General features: G+C 61.4%; 25 protein-coding genes. 16 read left to right on the forward strand and 9 right to left on the reverse strand.

The window, feature by feature from the left end; translation table 11 throughout:
- Positions 1 to 89: 89 nt before the first annotated feature.
- The 6 genes from fghA (at position 90) to WNZ15_RS17940 (ending at position 5484) form a co-directional block, all read left to right on the forward strand.
- On the forward strand, positions 90 to 956 hold the full coding sequence (gene fghA / locus WNZ15_RS17915; protein ID WP_342894382.1) for an S-formylglutathione hydrolase: 867 nt from the start codon (positions 90 to 92) through the stop codon (positions 954 to 956).
- Positions 957 to 958: 2 nt separating this feature from the next.
- Positions 959 to 1372 (forward strand): cytochrome c family protein, encoded by a 414-nt coding sequence (locus tag WNZ15_RS17920; protein ID WP_342894687.1) that lies wholly within the window; start codon positions 959 to 961, stop codon positions 1370 to 1372.
- Positions 1373 to 1511: 139 nt separating this feature from the next.
- Positions 1512 to 3311, forward strand: coding sequence for a lanthanide-dependent methanol dehydrogenase XoxF5 (xoxF5, locus tag WNZ15_RS17925; RefSeq protein WP_342894383.1), 1800 nt, complete (start codon positions 1512 to 1514; stop codon positions 3309 to 3311).
- Positions 3312 to 3459: 148 nt separating this feature from the next.
- Positions 3460 to 3993 (forward strand): c-type cytochrome, methanol metabolism-related, encoded by a 534-nt coding sequence (locus WNZ15_RS17930; protein WP_342894384.1) that lies wholly within the window; start codon positions 3460 to 3462, stop codon positions 3991 to 3993.
- Positions 3974 to 4897: a substrate-binding domain-containing protein gene (locus tag WNZ15_RS17935; RefSeq protein WP_342894385.1), complete on the forward strand. Its 924-nt coding sequence runs from the start codon at positions 3974 to 3976 to the stop codon at positions 4895 to 4897. Before WNZ15_RS17930 ends, WNZ15_RS17935 begins: the two co-directional genes overlap by 20 nt.
- A gap of 2 nt (positions 4898 to 4899) precedes the next feature.
- A complete protein-coding gene (locus WNZ15_RS17940) occupies positions 4900 to 5484 on the forward strand; it encodes a PQQ-dependent catabolism-associated CXXCW motif protein (protein ID WP_342894386.1) in 585 nt (194 codons plus the stop codon).
- A gap of 30 nt (positions 5485 to 5514) precedes the next feature.
- On the opposite strand, the gene WNZ15_RS17945 is transcribed toward WNZ15_RS17940, so the two are convergent.
- The 4 genes from WNZ15_RS17945 to WNZ15_RS17960 form a co-directional block, all read right to left on the reverse strand.
- Entirely contained in the window at positions 5515 to 6318 is an 804-nt protein-coding gene (locus WNZ15_RS17945; RefSeq protein WP_342894387.1) for a quinoprotein dehydrogenase-associated SoxYZ-like carrier, read from the reverse strand.
- 14 nt (positions 6319 to 6332) lie between these two features.
- Entirely contained in the window at positions 6333 to 7241 is a 909-nt protein-coding gene (locus WNZ15_RS17950) for a YncE family protein (RefSeq protein ID WP_342894388.1), read from the reverse strand.
- A gap of 85 nt (positions 7242 to 7326) precedes the next feature.
- A complete protein-coding gene (locus WNZ15_RS17955) occupies positions 7327 to 7869 on the reverse strand; it encodes an SRPBCC family protein (protein WP_342894389.1) in 543 nt (180 codons plus the stop codon).
- Between the two features lie 7 nt (positions 7870 to 7876).
- On the reverse strand, positions 7877 to 8377 hold the full coding sequence (locus tag WNZ15_RS17960; protein WP_342894390.1) for a DUF3280 domain-containing protein: 501 nt from the start codon (positions 8375 to 8377) through the stop codon (positions 7877 to 7879).
- A gap of 194 nt (positions 8378 to 8571) precedes the next feature.
- On the opposite strand from WNZ15_RS17960, the gene WNZ15_RS17965 reads away from it, so the two are divergent.
- The 8 genes from WNZ15_RS17965 to WNZ15_RS18000 all read left to right on the forward strand — a co-directional run bounded on the left by WNZ15_RS17965 (position 8572) and on the right by WNZ15_RS18000 (position 15193).
- Complete coding sequence (locus tag WNZ15_RS17965; protein WP_342894391.1) at positions 8572 to 9696, forward strand: ABC transporter substrate-binding protein; 1125 nt, start codon at positions 8572 to 8574, stop codon at positions 9694 to 9696.
- Between the two features lie 61 nt (positions 9697 to 9757).
- Positions 9758 to 10729 (forward strand): PQQ-dependent catabolism-associated beta-propeller protein, encoded by a 972-nt coding sequence (locus tag WNZ15_RS17970; RefSeq protein WP_342894392.1) that lies wholly within the window; start codon positions 9758 to 9760, stop codon positions 10727 to 10729.
- Positions 10730 to 10768: 39 nt separating this feature from the next.
- Positions 10769 to 11809: an ABC transporter substrate-binding protein gene (locus WNZ15_RS17975; protein WP_342894393.1), complete on the forward strand. Its 1041-nt coding sequence runs from the start codon at positions 10769 to 10771 to the stop codon at positions 11807 to 11809.
- Between the two features lie 30 nt (positions 11810 to 11839).
- Positions 11840 to 12562: an ABC transporter permease gene (locus tag WNZ15_RS17980; protein ID WP_342894688.1), complete on the forward strand. Its 723-nt coding sequence runs from the start codon at positions 11840 to 11842 to the stop codon at positions 12560 to 12562.
- Positions 12559 to 13191, forward strand: coding sequence for an ATP-binding cassette domain-containing protein (locus WNZ15_RS17985; protein WP_342894394.1), 633 nt, complete (start codon positions 12559 to 12561; stop codon positions 13189 to 13191). Before WNZ15_RS17980 ends, WNZ15_RS17985 begins: the two co-directional genes overlap by 4 nt.
- On the forward strand, positions 13188 to 13631 hold the full coding sequence (locus WNZ15_RS17990; RefSeq protein WP_342894395.1) for a hypothetical protein: 444 nt from the start codon (positions 13188 to 13190) through the stop codon (positions 13629 to 13631). The genes WNZ15_RS17985 and WNZ15_RS17990 overlap by 4 nt, the downstream gene beginning before the upstream one ends.
- 27 nt (positions 13632 to 13658) lie before the next feature.
- On the forward strand, positions 13659 to 14393 hold the full coding sequence (locus tag WNZ15_RS17995; RefSeq protein ID WP_342894396.1) for an ABC transporter ATP-binding protein: 735 nt from the start codon (positions 13659 to 13661) through the stop codon (positions 14391 to 14393).
- A complete protein-coding gene (locus WNZ15_RS18000) occupies positions 14390 to 15193 on the forward strand; it encodes an ABC transporter permease (RefSeq protein ID WP_342894397.1) in 804 nt (267 codons plus the stop codon). Before WNZ15_RS17995 ends, WNZ15_RS18000 begins: the two co-directional genes overlap by 4 nt.
- Positions 15194 to 15217: 24 nt before the next feature.
- Here WNZ15_RS18000 and WNZ15_RS18005 read toward each other — a convergent pair whose 3' ends face one another.
- Positions 15218 to 15643, reverse strand: coding sequence for an NUDIX domain-containing protein (locus tag WNZ15_RS18005; RefSeq protein WP_342894398.1), 426 nt, complete (start codon positions 15641 to 15643; stop codon positions 15218 to 15220).
- A gap of 86 nt (positions 15644 to 15729) precedes the next feature.
- Positions 15730 to 16242, reverse strand: a complete 513-nt coding sequence (locus WNZ15_RS18010) for a hypothetical protein (RefSeq protein WP_342894399.1) — start codon at positions 16240 to 16242, stop codon at positions 15730 to 15732.
- A gap of 120 nt (positions 16243 to 16362) precedes the next feature.
- On the opposite strand from WNZ15_RS18010, the gene WNZ15_RS18015 reads away from it, so the two are divergent.
- Together WNZ15_RS18015 and WNZ15_RS18020 are read left to right on the forward strand one after the other, a co-directional pair.
- Entirely contained in the window at positions 16363 to 17121 is a 759-nt protein-coding gene (locus WNZ15_RS18015) for an SOS response-associated peptidase (RefSeq protein WP_342894400.1), read from the forward strand.
- A 114-nt stretch (positions 17122 to 17235) separates the two neighbouring features.
- Complete coding sequence (locus WNZ15_RS18020) at positions 17236 to 18099, forward strand: methyltransferase (protein ID WP_342894401.1); 864 nt, start codon at positions 17236 to 17238, stop codon at positions 18097 to 18099.
- Between the two features lie 137 nt (positions 18100 to 18236).
- Here the strand turns inward: WNZ15_RS18020 and WNZ15_RS18025 are convergent, their stop codons facing one another.
- From WNZ15_RS18025 to WNZ15_RS18035, 3 genes are all read right to left on the reverse strand, one after another.
- Positions 18237 to 18668, reverse strand: coding sequence for a glyoxalase superfamily protein (locus WNZ15_RS18025; protein ID WP_342894402.1), 432 nt, complete (start codon positions 18666 to 18668; stop codon positions 18237 to 18239).
- A gap of 402 nt (positions 18669 to 19070) precedes the next feature.
- The gene (gene dnaA, locus WNZ15_RS18030) at positions 19071 to 20534 is read right to left on the reverse strand and encodes a chromosomal replication initiator protein DnaA (protein ID WP_342894403.1); all 1464 of its coding nucleotides are present in this window, start codon (positions 20532 to 20534) and stop codon (positions 19071 to 19073) included.
- Between the two features lie 1002 nt (positions 20535 to 21536).
- Positions 21537 to 22949 carry an FAD-binding oxidoreductase gene (locus WNZ15_RS18035; RefSeq protein ID WP_342894404.1) on the reverse strand — a complete coding sequence of 471 codons (1413 nt, stop codon included), beginning with the start codon at positions 22947 to 22949 and terminating at the stop codon, positions 21537 to 21539.
- Positions 22950 to 23022 lie beyond the last annotated feature (73 nt).

A 23022-nucleotide genomic window follows, 5' to 3' on the forward strand; every position in this document is an offset into this window, starting at 1 on the left:
TGCCCCTGGAAGACATCAACAAGGGCTTCGACCTGATGCATGCCGGCGAATCGATCCGCTCCGTCGTGCTTTACTGAAGCGGGTATGAAATGGAAACCGTTTCCGAAAACAGATGCTTTGGTGGCATGCAGGCGGTGTACAAACACACCTCGAAGGTCTGTGCCTGCGACATGACCTTCGCGGTGTTCCTGCCTCCGCAGGTGTCCGAAGGACCGGTGCCGTGCCTGTGGTATCTTTCGGGACTGACCTGCAATCATGAAAACGCCATGACCAAGGCGGGCCTTCAGGCGCATGCCGCCGAACACGGCCTGGCACTGGTGTTTCCGGACACGAGCCCCCGTGGAGACGGCGTCGCGGATGACGAAGCCTATGATCTGGGGCAGGGAGCCGGCTTTTACGTCAATGCGACCAAGGCACCCTGGAATGCGCACTTCAAGATGTATGACTACATCGTCAGGGAGTTGCGCGACCTGGTCCAGGACACGTTTCCGGTCAATGGCCGTCACGGTATAACGGGGCATTCCATGGGAGGCCACGGGGCACTGATCATTGCCTTGCGCAATCCGGATCTTTACCAGTCGGTGTCGGCATTCGCGCCGATCACCAACCCGACGCAGTCCGCGTGGGGCCGCAAACAGCTGACGGCCTATCTGGGGGACGATGAGGCTGAATGGGCCGACTACGACGCAACCATATTGTTGCGCGAACGTGGCTGGAACGGCGAAATCCTCATCGATCAGGGTGCGGATGATCAATTCGTGAACCTGCTGCGCCCGCACGCCATTGCCGGAGTGGTCACCGAGACCTGCCAGCCCGCGGTGATCCGTTTGCAGGAACGCTACGACCATTCCTACTTTTTCGTATCGACATTTGGAGGCGACCACATTGCCTGGCATGCGGACAGGCTCTGCGGAAACGGCCAGGCTGCGGTCCCTGCCCGGGAGGCGGCGCAGTGAGGTTGAATGAAAGGATTGCACTCTCTTTAATTGTGCTGTCGTCGGTCTTGTGGCATTTTGGTCCGGCGCACGCGATTGAACCGGGAGACCCGGCGAAGGGCGAAAAAGTCTTTCGAAAGTGCAAGGCCTGCCATGCGGTTGGTGCCGATGCCAAGGCAAAGGTCGGGCCGGTCCTGAACGGTGTGGTCGGGCAGTCAGCGGCTGCAAAAAGCGGGTTCAAGTATTCCAAGGCGCTTTTGAAGGCTGCGGAACAGGATCAGCTGGTCTGGACTGTTGAAAATCTCAATGAATTTCTTACGAAGCCCAAAACTTTTCTGCCGGGAACGAAGATGAGTTTTGCAGGACTGCGCAAGGAAAAGGATCGTCAGAACATTGTCGCTTATCTCGCGACCTTCGAAGTGGAAGGAGGATCTTAGGACAGCTTTTGGAGGAGATGGCTGGATTTGACAGTTCGATTGAGTGCCGCGCGGTGGGAGTGACCGGTTCGGAATTCAAACAGAACGTCGACCCTGGTCAGGAGTTTGAATTGGACTTGTCTCGTTAAGGGAGGATTCGATGAGACGTTTACTCACTTCTGTCGCTATGCTTGTGCTGAGCGCCGGCACCGCATTCGCGGACGCGAATTTGCAAAAAATGATAGACGATCCAAACCAATGGGTCATCCAGACCGGCGACTACAAGAACCAGCGGTTCTCAAAGCTCGACCAGATCAACAAGGACAACGTCAAGGACCTGCAGGTTTCTTGGACGTTTTCAACGGGTGTCCTGCGCGGCCATGAAGGCTCTCCGCTGGTCATCGGCGACGTCATGTATGTGCACACGCCGTTCCCGAACACCGTTTACGCGCTCGATCTGAACGAAGACGGCAAGATCATCTGGAGATACGAGCCGAAACAGAATTCGGACGTCATTCCCGTCATGTGCTGTGACACGGTCAACCGTGGTGTGGCCTATGCCGACGGCAAGATCTTCCTGCACCAGGCGGACACCAAGTTGGTGGCCCTCGACGCCAAGACCGGTGAGGAACTCTGGTCTGTCGTAAACGGCGATCCGACGATTGGTGAAACCAACACGGCGACCGTGCTGCCCGTCAAGGACAAGGTCATCGTGGGGATTTCCGGCGGTGAATTCGGTGTTCGCGGCTCGCTGACGGCCTACAACACCGAGGACGGATCCCTCGCCTGGCGTGCCTATTCCATGGGCCCGGACAGCGATATTCTGGTCGACCCGGAAAAAACCACCCATCTCGGCAAGCCTGTCGGCAAGGATTCCGGCCTGAACACCTGGGAAGGCGATCAGTGGAAGATCGGAGGCGGCACCACATGGGGCTGGTATTCCTACGATCCGGACACAAACCTCGTCTATTACGGGACGGGCAACCCTTCGACCTGGAACCCTGCTCAGCGTCCCGGTGACAACCGCTGGTCCATGACGATCATGGCCCGCGACGTCGACACGGGCATTGCAAGCTGGTTCTACCAGATGACACCGCACGACGAATGGGACTACGACGGGATCAATGAAATGATCCTGACGGAGCAGGAATTCAACGGTGAAAACCGCAAGCTCCTGACCCATTTCGACCGGAACGGTTTCGGCTATACGCTGGACCGCGTCACGGGCGAGCTTCTTGTCGCCGAAAAGTATGACCCGACGGTCAACTGGGCCACGGAAGTCGTCATGGATCCGGACTCCGACCAGTACGGCCGTCCGCAGGTGGTGTCGCAATATTCGACCGAGCAGAACGGCGAAGACGTCAACTCCACCGGCATCTGCCCGGCCGCGCTCGGGTCCAAGGACCAGCAGCCTGCCTCCTACTCGCCGGAAACCGGTCTGTTCTACGTGCCGACGAACCACGTCTGCATGGATTACGAGCCGTTCCGCGTGAGCTACACCGCAGGACAGCCCTATGTGGGTGCGACCCTTGCAATGTACCCGCCGAGCGACAGCCATGGTGGCATGGGTAACTTCATTGCCTGGGACAACACCAAGGGTGAAATCGTCTGGTCCATTCCGGAGCAGTTCTCTGTCTGGTCCGGTGCTCTGGCAACCTCCGGCGACATCGTGTTCTACGGCACGCTGGAAGGCTACCTGAAGGCTGTGGATGCGAAGACCGGTGAAGAGCTTTATCGCTTCAAGACCCCGTCGGGCATCATCGGCAACGTCATGACCTACACGCATAACGACAAGCAGTATGTCGCTATCCTGTCGGGTGTTGGCGGTTGGGCCGGCATCGGCCTCGCGGCCGGGCTCACCAACCCGAACGACGGCCTTGGCGCTGTCGGCGGCTATGCGGCGTTGAGCGACTACACCGCACTGGGTGGTCAGCTGACGGTCTTTGCGCTCCCGAACTGATCGGTTTGGAACGACAACTGAACCGGCGCAGTCAACTCAGGTTGCGCCGGTTCGCGTCGAAGGCGGTGAATACCGCCGGACTGAATTCCCGGTTCTGCACAGCCCGGCAGCGCGGATTGCCGGCGGACCGGTTCTCAAAGGACAGGCGATGAGTAATATCAGACTGATCTGTGTAACTGCTGTGTTTGCAGCCACGGTTTCAATCGGGGCCCATGCAGTGGCGGAGCAGGCCTATGACGAGGCCCTGGTCGCGGTGGCCTATTCCGAAGATGGCATTTACTACACGGAAGATGACATCCCCACGTACAATGTGCAGGAAGACGGCACGATCGACTGGCCGACCTATTCCGGTTTCCGCCGGTATCATTCCGAATGCCACGTCTGTCACGGGCCCGAGGGCGAAGGCTCGACTTATGCGCCGGCCTTGAAGAAGTCCGCGCTCGACATGGACTATTACGACTTTCTCGAAGTCGTGACCAATGGCCGGAAAAAGGTCAACGCATCCGAGAATTCGGTGATGCCCGCGTTCGGCACCAATCCCAATGTGATGTGCTACATCAACGACATCTATGTCTATCTGAAAGCCAGGGGAACCGACGCGGTCGCACGCGGACGCCCGCGCAAGAAGGAAGCCAAGTCGGACGTGATCCGAGAGGAAGAAAATGCGTGTCTCGGTGGCTGATCTCCAGCGCCGGTTGTCGGTCCTGAACAAATGCGGCAAGGCTGCCGGGGCGGTCCGGCCGCGCTGGAAGCAGGTCGCCCGGGCCGTATCGTGGCCGCTCGCTGCGGCGCTCGTCCTGGGGTGGGGCGGGGCGGCCGGCGCCCAGACATCGGATCTCGTTTCCCAGACGGAGCTTCGTGTCTGCGCGGACCCGGCCAATCTTCCGCTTTCCGACAAGGCGGGCGCCGGATACGAGAACCGTCTGGCTGACCTGGTTGCGGCCAGGCTCGAACGGCCCGTCGCATATACCTGGTATCCGATGGCGACAGGGTTTGTCCGCAACACTTTGCGGGCGAACCTGTGCGACGTGATCATGGGGTATGCTCAGGGCCATGAGCTCGTCCTGAATACCAATCACTACATGACATCCGCCTATACGTTGATCGTCCCCGGCAGCAGCGGCCTGTCGGAGGTGAAAACGCTTGCGGATCCGAAGCTCAAGGGCAAGCGGATCGGGATCATTGCCGGGTCGCCACCCGCGTCCCACATGGCGCGCAACGGTTTGATCGCCGCCGCGAAACCCTACCACCTGATGGTGGACAGACGGCACGAATCCCCCGCGCTCGACATGCTTTCCGATCTTGAGCAAGGCGAGATCGATGCGGCGATCCTGTGGGGGCCGATCGGAGGTCCGCTGGTCAAGCAGGGGCATCCCGACTTCAAGGTCACGCCGCTGATCGCCGAAACCCTGCCGCCACGTCTGGTGTTCCGCATCACCATGGGGGTCCGCCAGGGCGAAAAGGTCTGGCAACGCCGGCTCAATTCCCTGATCCGCAGAAACAAGGATGACATCAACGATCTCCTGCAGACGGCCGGCGTGCCGCTGCTGAACGACATGGGAACGGCGCCTTACGGGGAAGAGTAGCTATGGGATCCATCCCGTCTGCAGGTCCGTTGCGCGAGGGGACGCTGCGTGCCGCTTTCATCGTCACTGCCTTGGCGCTATTGCCGGCGCCGCTGTTCGCGCAAGGCGTTCCCGAGCCGGAAGACTACCGGGAAGAACCTTACCGGGGGCCGGTTCCGGAGACGCTGAGCGGCGGCGCGGTCGTTTCCAGCGAAGAGGCGCACGCGCTCTGGCAGGCGGGCGCCACCGCCTTCATCGATGTTCTGCCGCGCGCCCCGAAACCGGAGAATCTGCCCGCGGGAACAATCTGGCGTGACAAGCAACGCCTGTCGATACCCGGAAGCCTGTGGCTGCCCAACGTCGGCTATGGACGGATCGCCGGAAAGACGGCGGACTATTTCCGCTCCGGCCTCGAAAAGGCCACCGGTGACGACACCGCGCATCCGGTGTTGTTTTTCTGTCTCGATGAATGCTGGATGTCCTGGAACGCGGCCAGACGCGCGCTGGAGTACGGCTACGAGACGGTCTACTGGTATCCGGAAGGAACCGACGGCTGGACGTTCGAGGATTTCCCGGTGACAGAGCTCAAGCCCGAACCGGAACAGTAGTGACCCTCTCGAGCGTGGCAACCCCACCGCTCAATAGTCAGCCAGATCGCGTTCCACTTCGGAAGCCGTGCCGTCGGTATCCGTCAGTCTTGCCCGGACGCGCCTTGTGCCTGCGGGAACCGAAACGGTGACCTGCGGGTTTTCGCTCAAGGAAATGCTGCCGGTCATCGTGGCAAAGGGCGCACCGTTCAGGTCGATGTCCAGGGTCTCGACATAGCGCATCGGAATGTAGAGTAGGGAGATCTGATCCCTTTGCATGCCCGAATGGCTCGGGTGGCTGATCTTCACATCCAGCGCGAGGCCGGCCGGCGGGCCCGCGCGGTAGGCCTTGACGAGGCTTGCGGCTCTGGTGCGCGGCCTGATGACGAGCTCCATCTGTCCAAGGGTCGCGAGCGCTTCGTCCGGATCGGTGCCCGGAGGCGCGGAGCACGCGCCCTGACCGGAGGTCTTCACGAATGTCTCGGCGACAAAAAGCTGACCGTTGTCGAGTTCGGCCACCGCATGGACGGGGGTCGGACCGTTGAAGCGCATGGTCGCGGCAAACTCGAAGGCGGTCTGCGGCCGGGTGAAGCTCAACAGGGCGGAGACCGGCATCGGGTTTTCATCCAGGATCAGATAAAGCTCCCTGAACGCATGTCCTTCCGGCGCGGCCAGCCGAACGGTGACACCGGTGCGGGCATCGTCGTAGGTGCGATAGGGCGTGTCGATGCTGATCACCTCGTCGGAAACCGCGAGAAACCGGTCTCCGAACAGCTCCGAGCGCAGCGCCGGCCAGGTGTCCTCGATTGCAGCGGCGGGTGCGGGCAGCAGGGCGGCAACAAGGGCGACGGCCATTCGGACCGGCCGGTTCATTCGATGCCCTGGGGGTCCTGACATGGCACATATCCTCCCGGAAATTCATGGATAAATCGTCCGACGGCGCGCGGACCGTCGCCGGTCTCTATGTCACCGACGACTTCAATGGTCGCCGGATCGATCAGGCTGACCGTGTTTGAAAACCAGTTGGTCGAGACGATCAGAGTGCCGTCCGGCGTGGCGTCGATGCCTTCCGGCGCCTCGCCGACTTCCAGCAATCCCGCGCGTTCGAAATCGGATAGCCGGTAGATGCTCACGGTGTCCGCATACTGGTCGGTCGTGAAGGCGTGCCCGCCGGCAAAGGCGATCCCGTAGGGGCGGTCGCCGACCGCCACCGTGGCGACAACCGCAGCGGACCGGGGATCGATGATGGTGACGGTATCCGAGCCGACATTCGCCACGTGAATGCGCCCCTGTGGATCCACAGCGATGCCGAAGGGGCGCTCCCCCACGTTGACGCGGGCACGCAGGGTCATGGCTGGCAGATCGAAGATCGAAACCTGGTCTGAATCCCGGTCGGCCGAGGCGATCCAGCTGCCGTCTCCGGCAACGATCAGCCCGGCCGGAGCGCCGCCTGTTTCCAGTTCGCCGGTCATCGCAAGGTTATCGGCATCGAGCACGAAGATGCGGGCGTTGTACCAGTCGGAGACGAAAACGAGGCCGGAGCGCGGGGCGGCCGCTATGCCCACCGGGCCGCCTGGCACGGTCGTTTCCGCCAGGACCTCGCAGGTCGCCAGGGAAAACCGGCGAACGGTCTTGCTTTCCGGGCTGACGGTATAAAAGGCGTTGAGCGCGGAGCTGACAGCAATGCCGGCGGGTTGCCCGGCCACCGGAACCCGGCGGACCTCGCGGCGCCGGTCAAGATCCAGCACGCTGAGATCGGAACTGCTCTGATTGGTCACGAATGCAAAAGACCCCGCGAACGCCGGAACGCCCGCGGGGGAGGTGAGGAGGACACACAACAGGGCAACACCGAAACTGCGGCGCTCAGTTCCCCGGAAAACGCTTTTGAAGGGCATCGAGACCGGCCTTGTAGACTGCTGTCACCGCCGCGATCGCGGCTTCGTCGTTCAGGTTTTCCGGCGGATCGTTGTTGGGGTAACCGCGATAGAAAGCGCCGCGCCACTCGACCAGGGAACCGCCGTTTGCGCCCGGCTTGACGGTCAGGTGGGAGGAGTAGTTGGTGACGGGCAGAACCTCCACCTTCACGTCGGTGATCCGGTAGGAATAGCTCATCTTCTCGTCGCTGAATTTGTAGAGCACTTCGGAGAGCGTTGGCCCGCCGTCCTGTCCGAGCGTAAGCACCCGCGTCGCGTCGATGTCGTTGCCGCCCGCGCCGGTCGTGCTGAACACCGCGGGATGCCAGCTCATGTCCTGAAAGTTGCCGACCACCGCCCAGACTTCGGCGGGCGGTGCGGCGACCTCTTGCGTGAGCGTGACCTTCTGGCGTGTGGGGCCGTGTGCCTGCGCGCTCTGGAACGCGAACGAGGACAGAAACAGAAAGGCGAGGATCCGAAGAGCAGTGTGCATTGTCGGTCTATTCCTTGAAGAAGGCGGTTTTCAGGATGTAATTCATGCCGCGGCTCCAGGACCGGTCGGTGTTGGTTCGGACATCGACCGCCCTGGCATACAGAACCTTGCCCGTCCCGGCATCGCGCAGGAACAGGTTCATCGAGATGATCAGGTTCGAGATCTTGTGGACGGCGCCCACGAGCGCGAAGTCGGCACCGAGCGCCTTGGCCATGCGCACATCGCAACCGTAGCAATTTCCGGGATTGGCGATGCTGTCGAGTTTGTCCGCGACCGGTGCAATATCGACCAGGATCATGCCCTCATTGCGAAACCGGTTGACGACAAGCTGTTCGAGAAGCGCGAGCCGCCGTGTCTCGTCGTCCCTTTCGCCGTTGAAGGCACCTTCCGTCGACATGTCGACGAAGCCGAGCCCCAGAAACGCGACCTTGCTGCCGCGCGGCAGTCCTTCCGCCAGCGCGCTGGCGTTGAGTAAAAGGACGACCGTGAGCACAATGAAAAGCTTCATCCGATTATAGTATGTCGCTCAAATTGCACGGCAATAGATCCTAAAGTATCGATTTGTTTCCCGTGGCGGCTTTGGCACACTCTCGAGAACCGGGAGGATCGGATACGTCCATGTTACAGTCCTTGATTGTGATTTCTGTGTACTGTCTTGTTTTCACTTTCGGATTTTTTCCTTTCGCAAAAATCCAGGCCGCCATGGCTCTCGACGTGACTGTCGGTGTTCTTCGGGTTGATTATCCCGAGCTGGCGCCCGTCTCGCGCTACGACCGCAAGCCGGAGGATCTGGGGTTCGCCGGTGCCGGGCTCGGCAACGAGGACAATCAGACGACCGGTTCCTTCCTGGGGCACGCATTCTCGATGGAAACCGCGACGTCCGCCCCCGGCGACATCGAGGAGGCGGTCGGCTCGTTCATCGGCAACGGCTTGAAAATTATCGTGGTGATCGGGCGTGGCGAGGATGTCCTGAAGGTGGCGGATCTCGCCGGCCCGGATGTCCTTGTTTTCAACGCGAGCGCTCCGGAAACCAGCCTGCGGGACCGGGACTGCCGGGCGAACGTGCTTCATGTCGCACCCAGCCGGGTCATGCTCGCGGATGCGCTGGCCCAGTTCCTGGTGTGGAAGAAATGGCCGCGCTGGTTCCTGGTCGAGGGCTCCAATCCCCGCGACGTGAAACTCGCGGAAGCCTATCGCCGGGCAGCGAAGAAATTCGGTGCGAGGATCGTCGAGGAGCGGGTGTTCGAGGACACAGGCGGATCGCGCCGGGCCGACAGCGGCCATGTGCTGGTGCAGCGCCAGATACCGGTCTTCACCCAGGAGGCCGACGAGCACGATGTCATCGTCGCGGCGGACGAGAGCGACGTGTTCGCGCTCTACCTTCCCTTCCATGCCTGGACGCCGCGTCCGGTCGCCGGATCCGGCGGACTGCGCCCGGTGACCTTTCACGCCGCCCATGAAGCCTGGGGAGCGACCCAGTTCCAGCGCCGGTTCGAAAAACAGAGCGGCCGGTACATCCAGCCGGAAGATTACAATGCCTGGGTCGCGCTGCGCGTCATCGGCGAAGCGGTCACGCGTGCGCAAAGCGACGATCCGCAAATCCTGAAGGACTATATACTGAGCGACGCTTTCGAACTCGCGGCCTTCAAGGGTCAGAAGGTCACCTTTCGGGCCTGGAACGGACAGATGCGCCAGCCGGTTCTTCTCACCGACAGCAAGATCACGGTCAGCGTGTCCCCGCAGGACGGCTATCTGCACCACCGGTCCCCCCTGGACAGTCTCGGCATCGATGAAGCGGAATCCGCCTGTGAGGCATTCAACAATTGAGAGACCGGAAATGATGCGGCACCTTCGAAAATTTTCGCCAACACCTTCCCTTTTTGGCCGCATGGCGCCTGCGCTCCTGCTGGCCGGCAGTCTTCTGGTTTCCGGTCCGGCGGTCGCGAACAAGGTGTTCGTGAGCAACGAGCGCGGCAACACGGTGACCGTCGTCGACAGCGCAACCTGGGAACAGATCGCCGAATTCCCCGCCGGCAACCGGCCAAGGGGCATCGGCATCAGCCCGGACGGCAAGCATCTTTACGTGTGCGCGTCCGACGACGACACCATCAAGGTGTTCGATACCGATACCTACGAATTCCTGTGGTCCCTGCCGTCCGGTCCCGACCCGGAACTGTTCGTCATCAGCCCGGACGGAAGCACGCTGTATGTCTCCAACGAGGACGACAACCTGGTCACCGTCGTCGATACCGCCAAAAAGACGGTGGTCGCGGAGGTTCCCGTCGGTGTCGAACCCGAGGGCATGGCGGTCAGCCCCGATGTGCGGTTTGTGGTCAACACGTCCGAGACGACGAACATGGCGCATTTCATCGCCACCGAAGACTACCAGATCAAGCACAACGTGCTGGTGGACCAGCGCCCGCGCTACGCCCGTTTCACCAATGACGGCAAGACGCTTTACGTCAGTTCGGAAATCGGCGGAACGGTGTCCGTCATCGACATGCTTGGCGAGGCCGGTCCCGAACTGGTCAAGAAGATCGGGTTCGAGGTTGCCGGCGTCCAGCCCGAGTGGCTGCAGCCGGTCGGCATGCGGATCACGTCGGACAACAAGTGGCTGTTCGTGGCCCTCGGGCCGGCGAACCGGGTCGCGGTCATTGACGCCGCCAGCAACGAGGTGGTTCGCTATATACTTGTCGGCCAGCGTGTCTGGCAGCTCGAGTTCACACCGGGCGAACAATACCTGTTGACGACCAACGGCAACTCGAACGACATCACCGTGATCGATGTCGCCGAACAGGAAGCGGTAAAGTCGATCCAGGTCGGACAGCAGCCCTGGGGGGTCGTGGTCGCACCTGACTGATCCGGCGGTCAACGCAAAATGAAATTGGAAGGGTTCCAGATGCACAGGCAGCAAACTGCGGTCTCGAAAATACGGCGATTTCTCGCCGGACGGACGCACAGGCGGCGGATCCTCGGGGGCCTGCTGTGCGCGGGCCTTGCGCTTGCGCTGTCTCCCGCGACAAGGGTCTCTGCCTCGGACCTGCCTGTCCTTCGTGCCGCGGTTCTCAAGATCGGGACCGTCAACTGGGAACTGGACACCATCAAGCGGAATGGCTTCGACACCGAAAACGGGTTCGAGCTCTCCGTCGTGCCCTATGCCGACAATGGTGCGACACGGGTCGCTCTCGAAGGCGGCGAGGCCGACCTGGCGGTCGCCGACTGGATCTGGGTCGCCAGGCAGCGCGCTGCCGGCAAGGACTATGTGTTCGTTCCCTATTCCAGGGCCGTCGGCGGGCTGGTGGTGCCCGGGGACAGCACGGCGACGACCTTGAAGGACCTGCGCGGCCAAAAGATAGGTATCGCCGGCGGGCCGGTCGACAAAAGCTGGCTCATCCTGCAAGCCTACGCGCAGAAGGAATATGGTTTTGATCTGGCCGCCGAGACCGAACAGGTGTTCGGTGCGCCGCCGCTGATCTTCAAGGCCGGTCTGGGCGGCGACACGGCCGGGGCCATAAATTTCTGGCATTTCCTGGCCAAAATGAAGGCCGCCGGCATGCGGGAACTGATATCCGTCGAAACCGCCGCGACCGCACTCGGGCTTGATCCGGACATTCCGCTGCTTGGCTATGTGCTCAAGGAAAGCTATCTGCGCGAAAACCCGCAGATGGCCAGTGCACTTTATGGCGCGTCGCGGGCCGCGAAAGATCTGCTGGCAGGGGACGATGCTGCCTGGGAGGTTCTGCGGCCGCGCATGAACGCGAAGTCCGATGCGGCCTTCGAGGCGCTTCGCCGGGATTTCAGGGCGGGCATTCCGGCTCCAGGCAATATCGACGAGGACGGTGCGGCAACATTCTTCAGCCTGATGGTCAGTCTTGGCGGCGAGAAACTTGTCGGCGGCGCCCGGGAATTGCCGCCCGGCCTGTTCGCAGAACTCGAGTAGAAGCACTTGGCGACGCCGATCATCCGCGCGATTTCCCTGACGGCGTTCCTGTGCGCCTGGTTCCTCCTGGCAGCGATTGGCAACGACCCGACGGTCCTGCCGTCACCGGCTGCGCTGGTGCAGCCGTTCTGGCAGGAGCTGATGTCGGGAGAACTGGCCTATCATCTGACGATGACGGTTGCGCGGGTGATCGCCGCCTTCAGCATCGCCCTTGCAGTGGGCATCGTTCTCGGGTTCCTGATGGGAACGCGCCCCGAACTCGACAAATGGCTGGACCCGTGGCTGGTGGTGTTCCTGAACCTGCCCGCCCTCGTTCTGATCGTGCTGTGTTACCTGTGGATCGGTTTGAACGAGACCGCGGCGGTCGCGGCGGTCGCGCTCAACAAGATCCCCGGCGTAGCGACGATCATCCGCGAGGGCGCGCGGGCACTCGACCGGGAACTGAAATCGATGGCGACGGTCTTCCGTGTCCGTCCGGTCACCTATCTGCGCCACTTCGTGGTGCCGCAACTGGCGCCTTATATCGCGGGCGCGTCGCGTTCCGGCATTGCCGTGATCTGGAAGGTGGTCCTCGTTGTCGAGTTTCTCGGCCGCTCAAACGGCATCGGGTTTCAGATCCACCTGTATTTCCAGCTGTTCGACGTGGCCATGGTGCTGGTCTATTCGCTGAGCTTCATCGCCTTGATGCTGACAATCGAATGGCTGTTGCTGCAGCCCGTTGAAAAACGGGTCCAGGCATGGAGGCAGGCATGATCTCGGTCGATATCAGGACCAAGAATTTTGGCCCGACCCGGGTCCTGAAAGATGTCGCCTTTGAGCTGCAGCGCGGCCAGTGCCTTGCCATTCTGGGCAAGTCCGGGATCGGCAAATCCACCTTGTTGCGGCTCGTCGCCGGGATAGATCCCGATTTCGAGGGAACGGTCAGTCGACCGGAAGCCATGGCGATCGTGTTTCAGGAACCGACGCTTCTGCTCTGGCGCAGGGCGATCGACAATATCCTGATCATTCATCCCCGGCTCGAGGAAACGGCGGCGCGGGACATGCTTGCCAAGGTGGGGCTGGCGGACAAGGCGGACATGTATCCAAGGCAACTGTCGCTGGGTCAGCAACGGCGCCTGTCGCTTGCAAGGGCTTTTGCGGGGCGCCCGGAGCTGTTGATCCTGGACGAACCCTTCGCTTCGCTGGACAAGGCGACGGCGGCGGACATGATCGCCCTGACCAGGACGCTGATTTCGGAAGTGGCGCCGGCAACCCTGTTCGTCACCCACGAAAAGGACGAGGCCCGCCAGCTTGCGGACCGGACACTTGAACTTGCGGGCTCCCCGGCAACAGTGGTTCCCGATTGCAGGATAATGGAATTTGATAGGGAGGAAGCATCATGAAAATCAACCTGAAAGGCATTCTGGGCGCCGGTCTGGCCGCGTTTGTCCTGTCTCTACCGGTCCAGGCACACGAATTCGGGTTCGCAGGGATTCTGGACAAGACGAACCGGGAAGAGCTGCCCGACCTGACCCTGTCTTCGGGAAAACCGATTTCCGACGGTCCGCTCGTGCTGAAATCCGGGACCATGTACGAGATTGAAATCGTCTCCGACGGCAGTGCTGAACTGGCCCTCGAAGGGTCCGGGTTCTTCCGGGCGATCTGGGTCAACGAGGTCGTCGTCAACGGTCTCGAGATCCGCCCGTTCGGTCTGGAAAGTGTCGAGTTCGATGACGAGGGCACGATGGAGATCGAGTTTCTGGCGATCAAGCCCGGTCGCTATTTCCTGCGCCAGCCCGGTTCCACGGGTGAGAACCAGCGTGTCGAGATCACCATCCAGTAAACCGGGTGTCCGGGGGCATCAGAGCGCATGACGATTTTTTCGGTCCGCAATGTCAGCTACAGTTACGGACCGAAAAAGGCTCTGGATGATGTCACCATCGACCTTGAAGCAGGGCGGTTTTGCGCTCTGCTTGGTCCCAATGGCGCCGGCAAATCCACACTCTTCAATCTGCTGACCAGGCTGTTCGTGACGCGGGAAGGCTCGATCCGGATCGCGGGTCACGATCTTGCGCGCGAACCGCGCAAGGCCCTGGCCGCGCTCGGGGTGGTGTTTCAGCAGCCGACCCTGGATCTGGACATGTCGGTGGCGTGGAACCTGAAATATTTCGCCGCCCTGCAGGGCCTGTCCGGGGCCCATGCGAAAAAGCGCATCGACGCGGCCCTGGAGCGTTTGGACATGTCCGAGCGCGCAAGAGAGAAGGTCCGCGAGCTGAACGGCGGCCATCGCCGCCGCATGGAGATTGCCCGCGCGCTGATCCATGAACCGAAGGTCCTGCTGCTGGACGAGCCGACAGTCGGGCTCGATATCGAAAGCCGCATCGCGATCACCGACCATGTCCACGACCTTTCCCAGACCGGGCTGCTGGTCTTCTGGGCGACGCATCTCGTCGATGAAATCAGGCCGTCGGACGACGTCGTCGTCCTGCACCGGGGGCGCATCCTCAAGCATGAGCGGGCCGACAGCCTGTGCGCGGGCGGCCGCCTTCAGGACGCCTTCAAGGCCTTGACCAGCAGGCAACAGGCAGAGGTGGACGCCGGGTGAAGAGCTATCTCGCAGCGCTGCAAGCCATTGTCTTCCGCGAGGGCTGGCGGTTCATCAATCAGAGAAGCCGCTTTTTCGCCGCCCTGGTGCGGCCGATGGTGTGGCTGGTGGTGTTCGCGGCCGGTTTCAGGGCGGCCCTCGGCCTGTCCATTATCCCGCCGTACCAGACCTACATCACCTATGAGGTCTATATCGTGCCCGGCCTGTGCGGCATGATCCAGCTGTTCAACGCGATGCAATCTTCGCTGTCGCTGGTCTACGACCGCGAGATGGGCTCCATGCGCCTGTTGCTGACCAGCCCCTTGCCGCGCGGCTGGCTCCTGTTTTGCAAGATCCTGGCGGGAACCATTGTGTCCATTGTTCAGGTGTACGTGTTTCTTGCCCTGGCGGCTCTGTTCGGCATCGACATGCCGGCGATGGGCTATGTCTTTCTTTTCCCGGCGCTTGTCCTTTCAGGGCTCATGCTCGGTGCGCTGGGGCTGTTCATTTCCTCCACGATCCGGCAACTCGAGAATTTCGCCGGTGTCATGAACTTCGTGATCTTTCCGATGTTTTTCCTGTCGAGCGCGCTGTATCCGCTCTGGAAGATGGCCGAGAGCTCTCCCCTTCTCAGGGACATCTGCGCCTTCAATCCGTTCACCTATGCGGTCGAACTGATCAGGTTTTCGCTGTACGGGCAATTCAACGGCGCGGCGCTCATGTGGGTTGCCCTGTCCTTCGCCGTTTTCATGACAGGCGCGCTGATCGGCTACGACCCCGCCCGCGGCATGCTGCGGCACCGCGCGGCGGGGCCGAAGTAGGGTAGATAGTGGCCGGAATACGCTTCAGGCGCCGCCAAGCAACCGACGGACGCGCTCGGGTGTGCCTGGGGTCGTAAGCCGTTCGTCAAGCTCCCCGGGCAGGACCCAGTCGAGGGCCGCGGCGTCGTCGCCGGCCGCGGGTGTTCCCGAGGCATAGGCCCCGCAAAAAACGGTCAGGATGAAATGGGTGGCGACGCGGCCGTCCGCGTCCCGCTGAATGGAGTCGAAGGTTTCAACCGGGTCGCCAAGATGCGCGGTCACACCCGTTTCCTCAAGGAGTTCCCGCGCGGCCGCCTGAACAAGCGTTTCTCCGAGTTCGATCAATCCGCCCGGCAGGCTCCAGTGATCCTTGTAGGGCGGTTTACCGCGCCTGACCACAAGTGCGCAGCCGTCGCGGTGACACAGGACACTGACGGCGGCACGGGGGGCGTCGGGATAAAACCTGGACATGGCATCCTCGGCAATCTGACGGGGTTGCGATCGGTGCGAAGGCTGGCCGCCCCGGTTCGGGGAGACCTGATCTCAAGCTACTCTGTTCAGGCGAACAGCGCGTCGATTTCTGCCTGGGCGCCGTCGCCCTCGTGCTGGGAGGCTTCCGCTTCGACGTGACCGTGGATGATGGCCCCGGCAAAGGCGATCAGGGGCTTGATCTCGTGCGTCGCCCTGTGGGCGATTTCCGCCGCCACCTGGGTCGGGTCGGCGGCTGAGCGCAACTGGTCCTGAATGCTGCCGACCACGCCGTTGATCTCGGCGACATGCACTTCCAGATGTTCGCGCAAGTGAGCAGGGGCCGCATGATAGGCCCGGATGGCGAGGTTCTTGTCCTTGAAGGTCGAGTTTTCGAAATGGCCTTCGTAGTCGAGCGGCTCCCACTCGAGCACATCCGCCGTGCAATCGGGCATGTCAGGCAGCATCTCGAGAAGCATCATCACTTCGTTGAAGTGGTTGAGATAGTCTGTGGCAAGGCCGGTTTGGGCGTTTATGTTTGCCTCCTCCAGCAGTTCGGCTGCCAGCTCACCGGCGCCCAGAACCGGGTGCAAACATTCCATACCTGTCCCCCTGTCATTGACTTGTAAGCCAAGCTACTTCTTTTTTGTTTCCAATTGCCTAACCAGACTGCAGCAAAACTACGATGTTCCGGCATCCGTATTAAGACGGAGGAGCGAGCCATGTGCGGACGCCTTGCCCTGACGACACCGCCCGACGCGGTGCGCAGTTTTTTCGATTACGTGGATCGTCCCAACTTTCCGCCACGCTACAACATTGCGCCGACGCAGCCGCTCGCCATCGTGCGCCAGTCCCTGGACGGGACGCGCCGCTTTCACCTTGTGCGCTGGGGATTGATCCCTTCCTGGGTGAAGGATCCGTCCGCCTTCACCCTTCTGATCAATGCCCGCGCGGAGACCGCGTCGCACAAGCCATCCTTCCGCAATCCCATGCGCCATCATCGCTGTCTGGTGCCGGCTTCCGGCTTTTACGAGTGGCGGCGCACGCCGGAAGGCAAACAGCCGTTCTGGATCCATCCGGCCGACGGCGACATCATGGGGTTCGCCGGATTGTGGGAAACCTGGTCCGATCCGGACGGCGGCGACATGGACACGGGCGCCATCCTGACGATCGAGTCCAACCGGATGATGTCCGCGATCCATCACCGCATGCCGGTGATCCTGAAACGGGAAAATTTCGGCACCTGGCTGGATGTCGCCAATGTGGACCGGGGCGAGGCCGAGAAGCTGCTGGTGCCTGTCGAGGATGATTTCCTGGTGGCGCGTCCCGTTTCGACCCGGGTGAACAAGGTTGCCAACGACGACCCGGATGTGCTGCGGGAGATTGCCGCCGACGAGATGGCGGTCCCCCTCGGAAAACCAACGGACAAGGGTCGGCGGCAAAAGACGGCTGAGGACGACAGCCAGCTTGACCTTTTCTGACGTGACAAAAGCACAGTTTTGTCGTGCAAAAGCTTCGGTGCCGGGGTAGGGCAGTGACAACGATACCGGCAGGCAGCACCTGATGCCGGGACGCATTTCTGCCGGGAAGCATTCATGATTGACGACGACACGACGAAGTCCTCGGACGACGATATCGAAAACGTGGCACTTGCCGAGGCTTACAATCGCGGTCTCGGGTTGCAGAAGGCCGGAGACCTCGAAGGCGCCGAACGCGCTTTCCGGGAGGCGCTTGCGCTGGACCCGAAGGACACCGGCGGCGTCAGCATCCGGCTTGCAGCGATCGGGGCAGAGCAGGCACCTCAAAAAATGCCGGATGCCTATGTCGCAACCCTGTTCGACCAGCATGCGGACGTGTTCGACGAGATCCTGGTCGATGAACTCGGTTACTGCGTGCCGCTGCTGGTGCGCGAGATGATCGCCCGCCTGGAGGCCGGTCCGTTCGACCGGCTCCTGGACCTGGGCTGCGGCACCGGCCTGACGGGCCTTGCACTTGCCGACTGCACGGTCCATCGAACCGGGGTCGACCTGTCCGAGCGCATCGTGGAACTCGCCTTTGACCGGGAGGTCTACGATGACCTTTATCTCGGCGAGGCCGTCGAGTTCCTGGCGGAGTTCGAGGAAGACGATGGCGTTCGGCCGACCTGGGACCTGATCGCAGCCACCGATGTGTTGCCCTATCTGGGCGCCGTTGAACCGTTCCTGCAAGGGGCTGCCGACCGTCTGGTGCCGAACGGCTTTCTGGCCTTTTCGACCGAAACCCTGCCGGAGGAGGTCCTCCAGGGGCGGTCCTTCATGGTCGGACCGAAAAACCGGTTTGCGCAGGGCGAAAGCTACATCCGTTCAGCCCTTGCCGCCGCCGGCTTCGAGATCCTGGCCATGGACCCGATCACGGTACGCCACGAGGAAGGCCAGCCGGTCCCCGGCCATCTGGTCATGGCGAGGCTGCGCTCCGGATAACGAAATGGATCGGCACCGGGATCCCCCGCGGAACCATCCTGAAGAAGCATGCCGCGGGGTGTCCGGCATGTCCCGGAATTGCGCATCGCGCCTGAGCCGGGATCCGGTGTCTGCCGGATCCCGCTCCGTGTGACCGGCTACTCCGTCCGTTGCAGCCTGAGATAGGGTTCGCCGTCCGAGGTTCTCTTGACGGCGATGCCGTCAGCATCGATGAGACAGGACACGCGGCTGCGATAGGCGGAGAAGCTGTCGAACGTCACCACGTCGACAGCGGTGTCGAAATGCAGGGTCACCCGGTAGTGTCCGGCCGGACCGACCCTTGAGAGCGACAGGACCTCGCCCTCGAAGGGCTGCTTCATGTAGGAGCCCGCCACCCGGTCCCCCACGGCAATGGTCATCCGGTTGGGCCGCGAGGCGGTCGCGCTGGCGGTGTTCCAGTCCTTGAAACCATGTTGGGCGGACAGAAGTTCAAGCGCCTGGCTGTGAGACAGTGTCTGCCCTTTGGCGGCAAGGGCGGATCTCAGGCGTTTTGCCTGGCTCTTGAGCTGGGCAATGCTGGGAAGCGTCATGATGGTTACCTTTCCGGGAAAGGCAGGTACTCAGGCAATTGCCTGTCATGGAGCCCGCATTGCCATCAGCCTGCACATTCCGGTGAAGGTCGGCACGATCGCAGAATTGCCTGCGCGAGAGAATTCACCAGGGGCAGGGCCCGCGGGCGGCCGGCTCTCTCTAGCCAGCCAGATCAATAGGGGCGCGGCGATCCGCTGTCAACGGAACAAAAAAGAAGCCGCAACTGCGGCTTCAAGGAGAGGAGGTTATTTTGAAGGCCCGGCGGCGCTCCCGCCGGGCGCATCCCGGTTTGCGAAAACCGGGACATGTCACCGTTCCGAAAAATGCCGGAACAGGCTGCGGCAGCGGGCGTGCCCGATGCCGCCGGTCGCCGGGGAGGAGGGGGATCCCCGGAAAACGGGTCAGGAATGGACCAGCCGCTTCAGCAGCTCGATCTCCTGGGCAACGGCCGCCTCCTTCTTCGTCATCGCCTCGATCTTGCGGACCGCGTGCAGGACGGTGGTGTGGTCCCGGTTGCCGAACCGGCGTCCGATTTCCGGAAGCGACCTGCCGGTCATCACCTTGGCGATGTACATCGCGATCTGGCGTGGACGGACCAGAACCCGGGCCCGGCAGGCGGACAGGAGGTCGGCCTTGGTCACGCTGAAATGCTTGCACACCACTTGCTGGATATCTTCCACCTTGATGGAGCGCGGTTCGCCGATCCGCACCAGATCGTGCAGCGTCTTTTCGGCCAGGTCCATCGTCACCGGCTGTTTGGTCAGCTGGTTGTGGGCGAACAGCCTGTTGAGGGCACCTTCCAGATCCCGGGCCGACGAAATCACGTACCGCGCGATATGATCGGCGACGTCATCGGGCACGGAGAAACCCGGATGGGTCCGGCGGGCCGTCGAAATGCGCTTTTCCAGAATGTCGTGGCGCAGGGCATAGTCGGTCGCCTGTATGCTGACGACCTCTCCCTTCTGAACCCGGCTGCGCATTCTTTCGCAAAGCGTGTCGAGCTGCTCGGGGGGGCGGTCCGCTGCCATGATGATCTGGGACGGGGCTTCCATCAGCATTTCGAGGGTCTTGCTGAATTCATCCTGGGCCTGCTTGCCGTGCAGGAACTGAAGGTCGTCGACAAGGAGCAGGTCAATGGATCTCATGGCCTGGCGCAGAACCGGGAACGCGGGCGTACGCAGTGCCGGCACCAGGTGGTACATGAAGAATTCGGCGGACAGGTAGGCGACATGCCGCCCTGTCTTGCGCGCCTCGAGCGCCGCGGCCTGCAACAGGTGGGTCTTGCCGATGCCGGTCGAGGAATGGATATAAAGAATGTCCAGCGTGCCCTGATGGCCGGCCGCCATCTGGCGGACGGCTGCGCAGGCGAGACTGTTCGAAGCCCCCTCGGCAAAGGTGTCGAAGGTCAGTTTCGGATTGAGCGCCGCGCCATTCAGGAAATCCAGAGCGGCTTCCTCACCGGTGTCCGCGAGACAGGGGATCATGGAAGCGCCGGCGGCGCCGCCGAACTGGGGCGTGCTGGAAAACGGTCCGGGACGGCCGCTGATACGGCGCACCGTCATCGGCTTGGGTGAAATTCCGGCCTTGACCTGGCGGGGCCGCAAGGCGCCGCGCACCGTCAATTCAATGCGATTGATATCGACCTGTTCGCGTTTCCAGAGGCCGACAAGCTGTTTTTCGTAGTTGCTCTGGATCCAGTTTTTCAGAAAACGGGTCGGAACCGACAGGCGTACCGCATCACCTGTGGTCTCCTCGTGATTGACTCTGCCGAACCAGTTGGAAAAGGCGTCTTCACCGAGTTCTATCCTCAGTTCCTTCTTGACGCGATCCCATTGATCCGAACCGGCTAAGTTCTGAACCTGCATTGAGGCCTCCATTTGAGGGACCGGATGGTTCAGTCCCCCCACGTGCACTGTGTGTGAGCAGCGATCGTCCGCCTTCACTGCTCGTTTGCTTTTATCCGGCCTTCTGACCGTATGGCTTTTGACGCCTATGAGATCACGTTAACTTTTTACTTACCATATTTACAAATAGCTTATTCTTATGACTTCATAGACGTTTCGTATTGTAACATCTGTAGATGTTGGTCGCCTTTCATGTAAATTTTACATAGTAATTCTGACATTGCTCTGATGTCGGCGAATTGTGAGGGTTTTGATTGTGATGTTTTCCTTCCGATGATTTGGTTGTGCCTGAGGGCGTGTAAATAACGTTAGGAAAAAATTAACTTTTAAGAATATTTTTCTGCGAGTTTTCAAACGCTTGATGAAAAAATAGTAAAATCCGACGAGGCAAGAATTTTTTCGCTGGAAAATTGCATGGTATTTATTCCAAGTACGCGCCGGGCGCCCTAATCCCGCCACGGCCTGATTCCCGGCCTCAGCAAGGCTGTGAACCGATTCAGGAGCGTCAACACGCTGTGGAAGTCGCGGAAAACCCGGAAGGCGTTGCGGCGGTTTTGACCGATCGATCAAGTTTGAACGGCGCAGGCCGTCTTGCATAAACCGCTGGCGGATCAGAAAGCTGGAACGGGTTCCGAAAGCGAATGCTTCACTGTCATCAGGAAAGGCCGGTGCCGGCCGAAGCCGGGTCCGGCGCTTTTTTCTGGCAACATGTCAATTCCGACAATTGATTTGGAAGTGTCCCCGGCCCTTCGGCGCGGCACGTCGCGAAAGCACGGATTCAAGCCGCAAGTCAGCCAGTTCCCATAACAGACCTGAAGTAATTCGAGGTCATGTCAAGGATACCGAAGATACTTCACTTGGCAGGCCGGACAAGCTGAACGGATCGACCGGCAGACCGGGGGCGGCGGCCTTGCTTTCGCGAGGCCGCCGCCCCCGGTCTGGCCAATCAGGCTGCAGGCAGGATCACAGGACCCGGCCGGGGCTCAGGAGGCCCTTGGGATCGAAAGCGGTCTTGATCCGCTGCATCAGGTCGAGCTCGATCTCTGACTTTGCCTGCCTGAGCAGGTCTTTCTTGAGACGGCCGATCCCGTGCTCGGCCGAAATGCTGCCGCCGAAATCGCCGACGATGTCATGGACGATGGTGTTCATCTCGTCCCATTTGGCAAGGTAGGCGTCCTTGTCGGCGCCAACCGGCTGGCTGACATTGAAGTGAATGTTGCCATCGCCGATATGGCCGAACGGGACAGGGCGGGAGCCCGGAACGAAAGCCTCCACCGCCGCCATCGCCTTGTCGAGAAATTCGGGTATGGAGGCGACCGGAACGGAAACGTCATGCTTGATCGATCCGCCCTCCGGCTTCTGCACTTCCGACATGCCGTGGCGAATGTGCCAGAAGTCCTGCACCTGGGACAGGTTCTGCGCGAAGGCGGCATCCTCCACCAGCCCGTCCTCGAAGGCGTTGCCGAGAACGCTTTCCATGAGGTCGCGGACCGGAAAGGCATCCGAGCCGCTGGACAGTTCCATCAGGACGTACCAGGGATGCGACCCTTCAAGGGGATCGCGCGCGCCTTCCAGGTGTTTCAGACAGAATTCGACACCGACGCGCGGCATGATCTCGAACCCGGTCAGCACCGGTCCAGCCTCTGCCTTTGCCAGCGTGAACAGCTTCAGCGCCGCGTGCGGATCGGGCAGCCCGACAAAGGCGGCTTCCAGCTTCCTGGGCTTTGGAAAGAGTTTCAGCGAAGCGGCGGTAATGATCCCCAAAGTGCCTTCGCCACCGATAAACAATTGTTTCAAATCATAACCGGTATTGTCCTTGCGAAGGGTCCTGAGACCGTTCCAGATCTCTCCGTTCGGCAGCACGACTTCGAGCCCGAGCACCAGATCCCGGGTGTTGCCGTAGGCGAGGACGGCGGTGCCGCCGGCATTGGTCGAAATGTTGCCGCCGATCTGGCAGGACCCCTGCGCGCCGAGCGAAAGCGGGAACAGCCGCTCCGCCTTTTCTGCTTCGTTTTGCAGAGCCTCGAGGACCACGCCGGCCTCGGCGGTGATGGTGAAACCGACGGGATCGACATCGCGGATCCGGTTGAGGCGGGACAGCGACAACACGATTTCTTCCCCGGTTTCCTGCGGAATCTGGCCGCCGACGAGACCTGTGTTGCCGCCTTGCGGAACGATCTTGAGATCATTCTCATAGGCGTAGGTCATGACCTGCGCGACTTCTTGGGTGGTGCCGGGGCGCAGCACAACGGGCGTGACACCCTGGTACAGGTCGCGCCATTCTCTCAGGTAGGGCGCCTGGTCGTCCGGGTTGGTCAGAACGTTGGCCGCGCCGATCAGTTCGGCAAAACGGGCGGCGTGGGGAGAGCGCTCCATGAGCGGGGTCCTCGTGCAGATTAACGGAGAAATTCGGGCGCCAACATAGTGTCTCGATGGGCGCGCGTCGACG

The organism is Roseibium sp. AS2, assembly GCF_038900065.1.
Lineage (GTDB): Bacteria > Pseudomonadota > Alphaproteobacteria > Rhizobiales > Stappiaceae > Roseibium.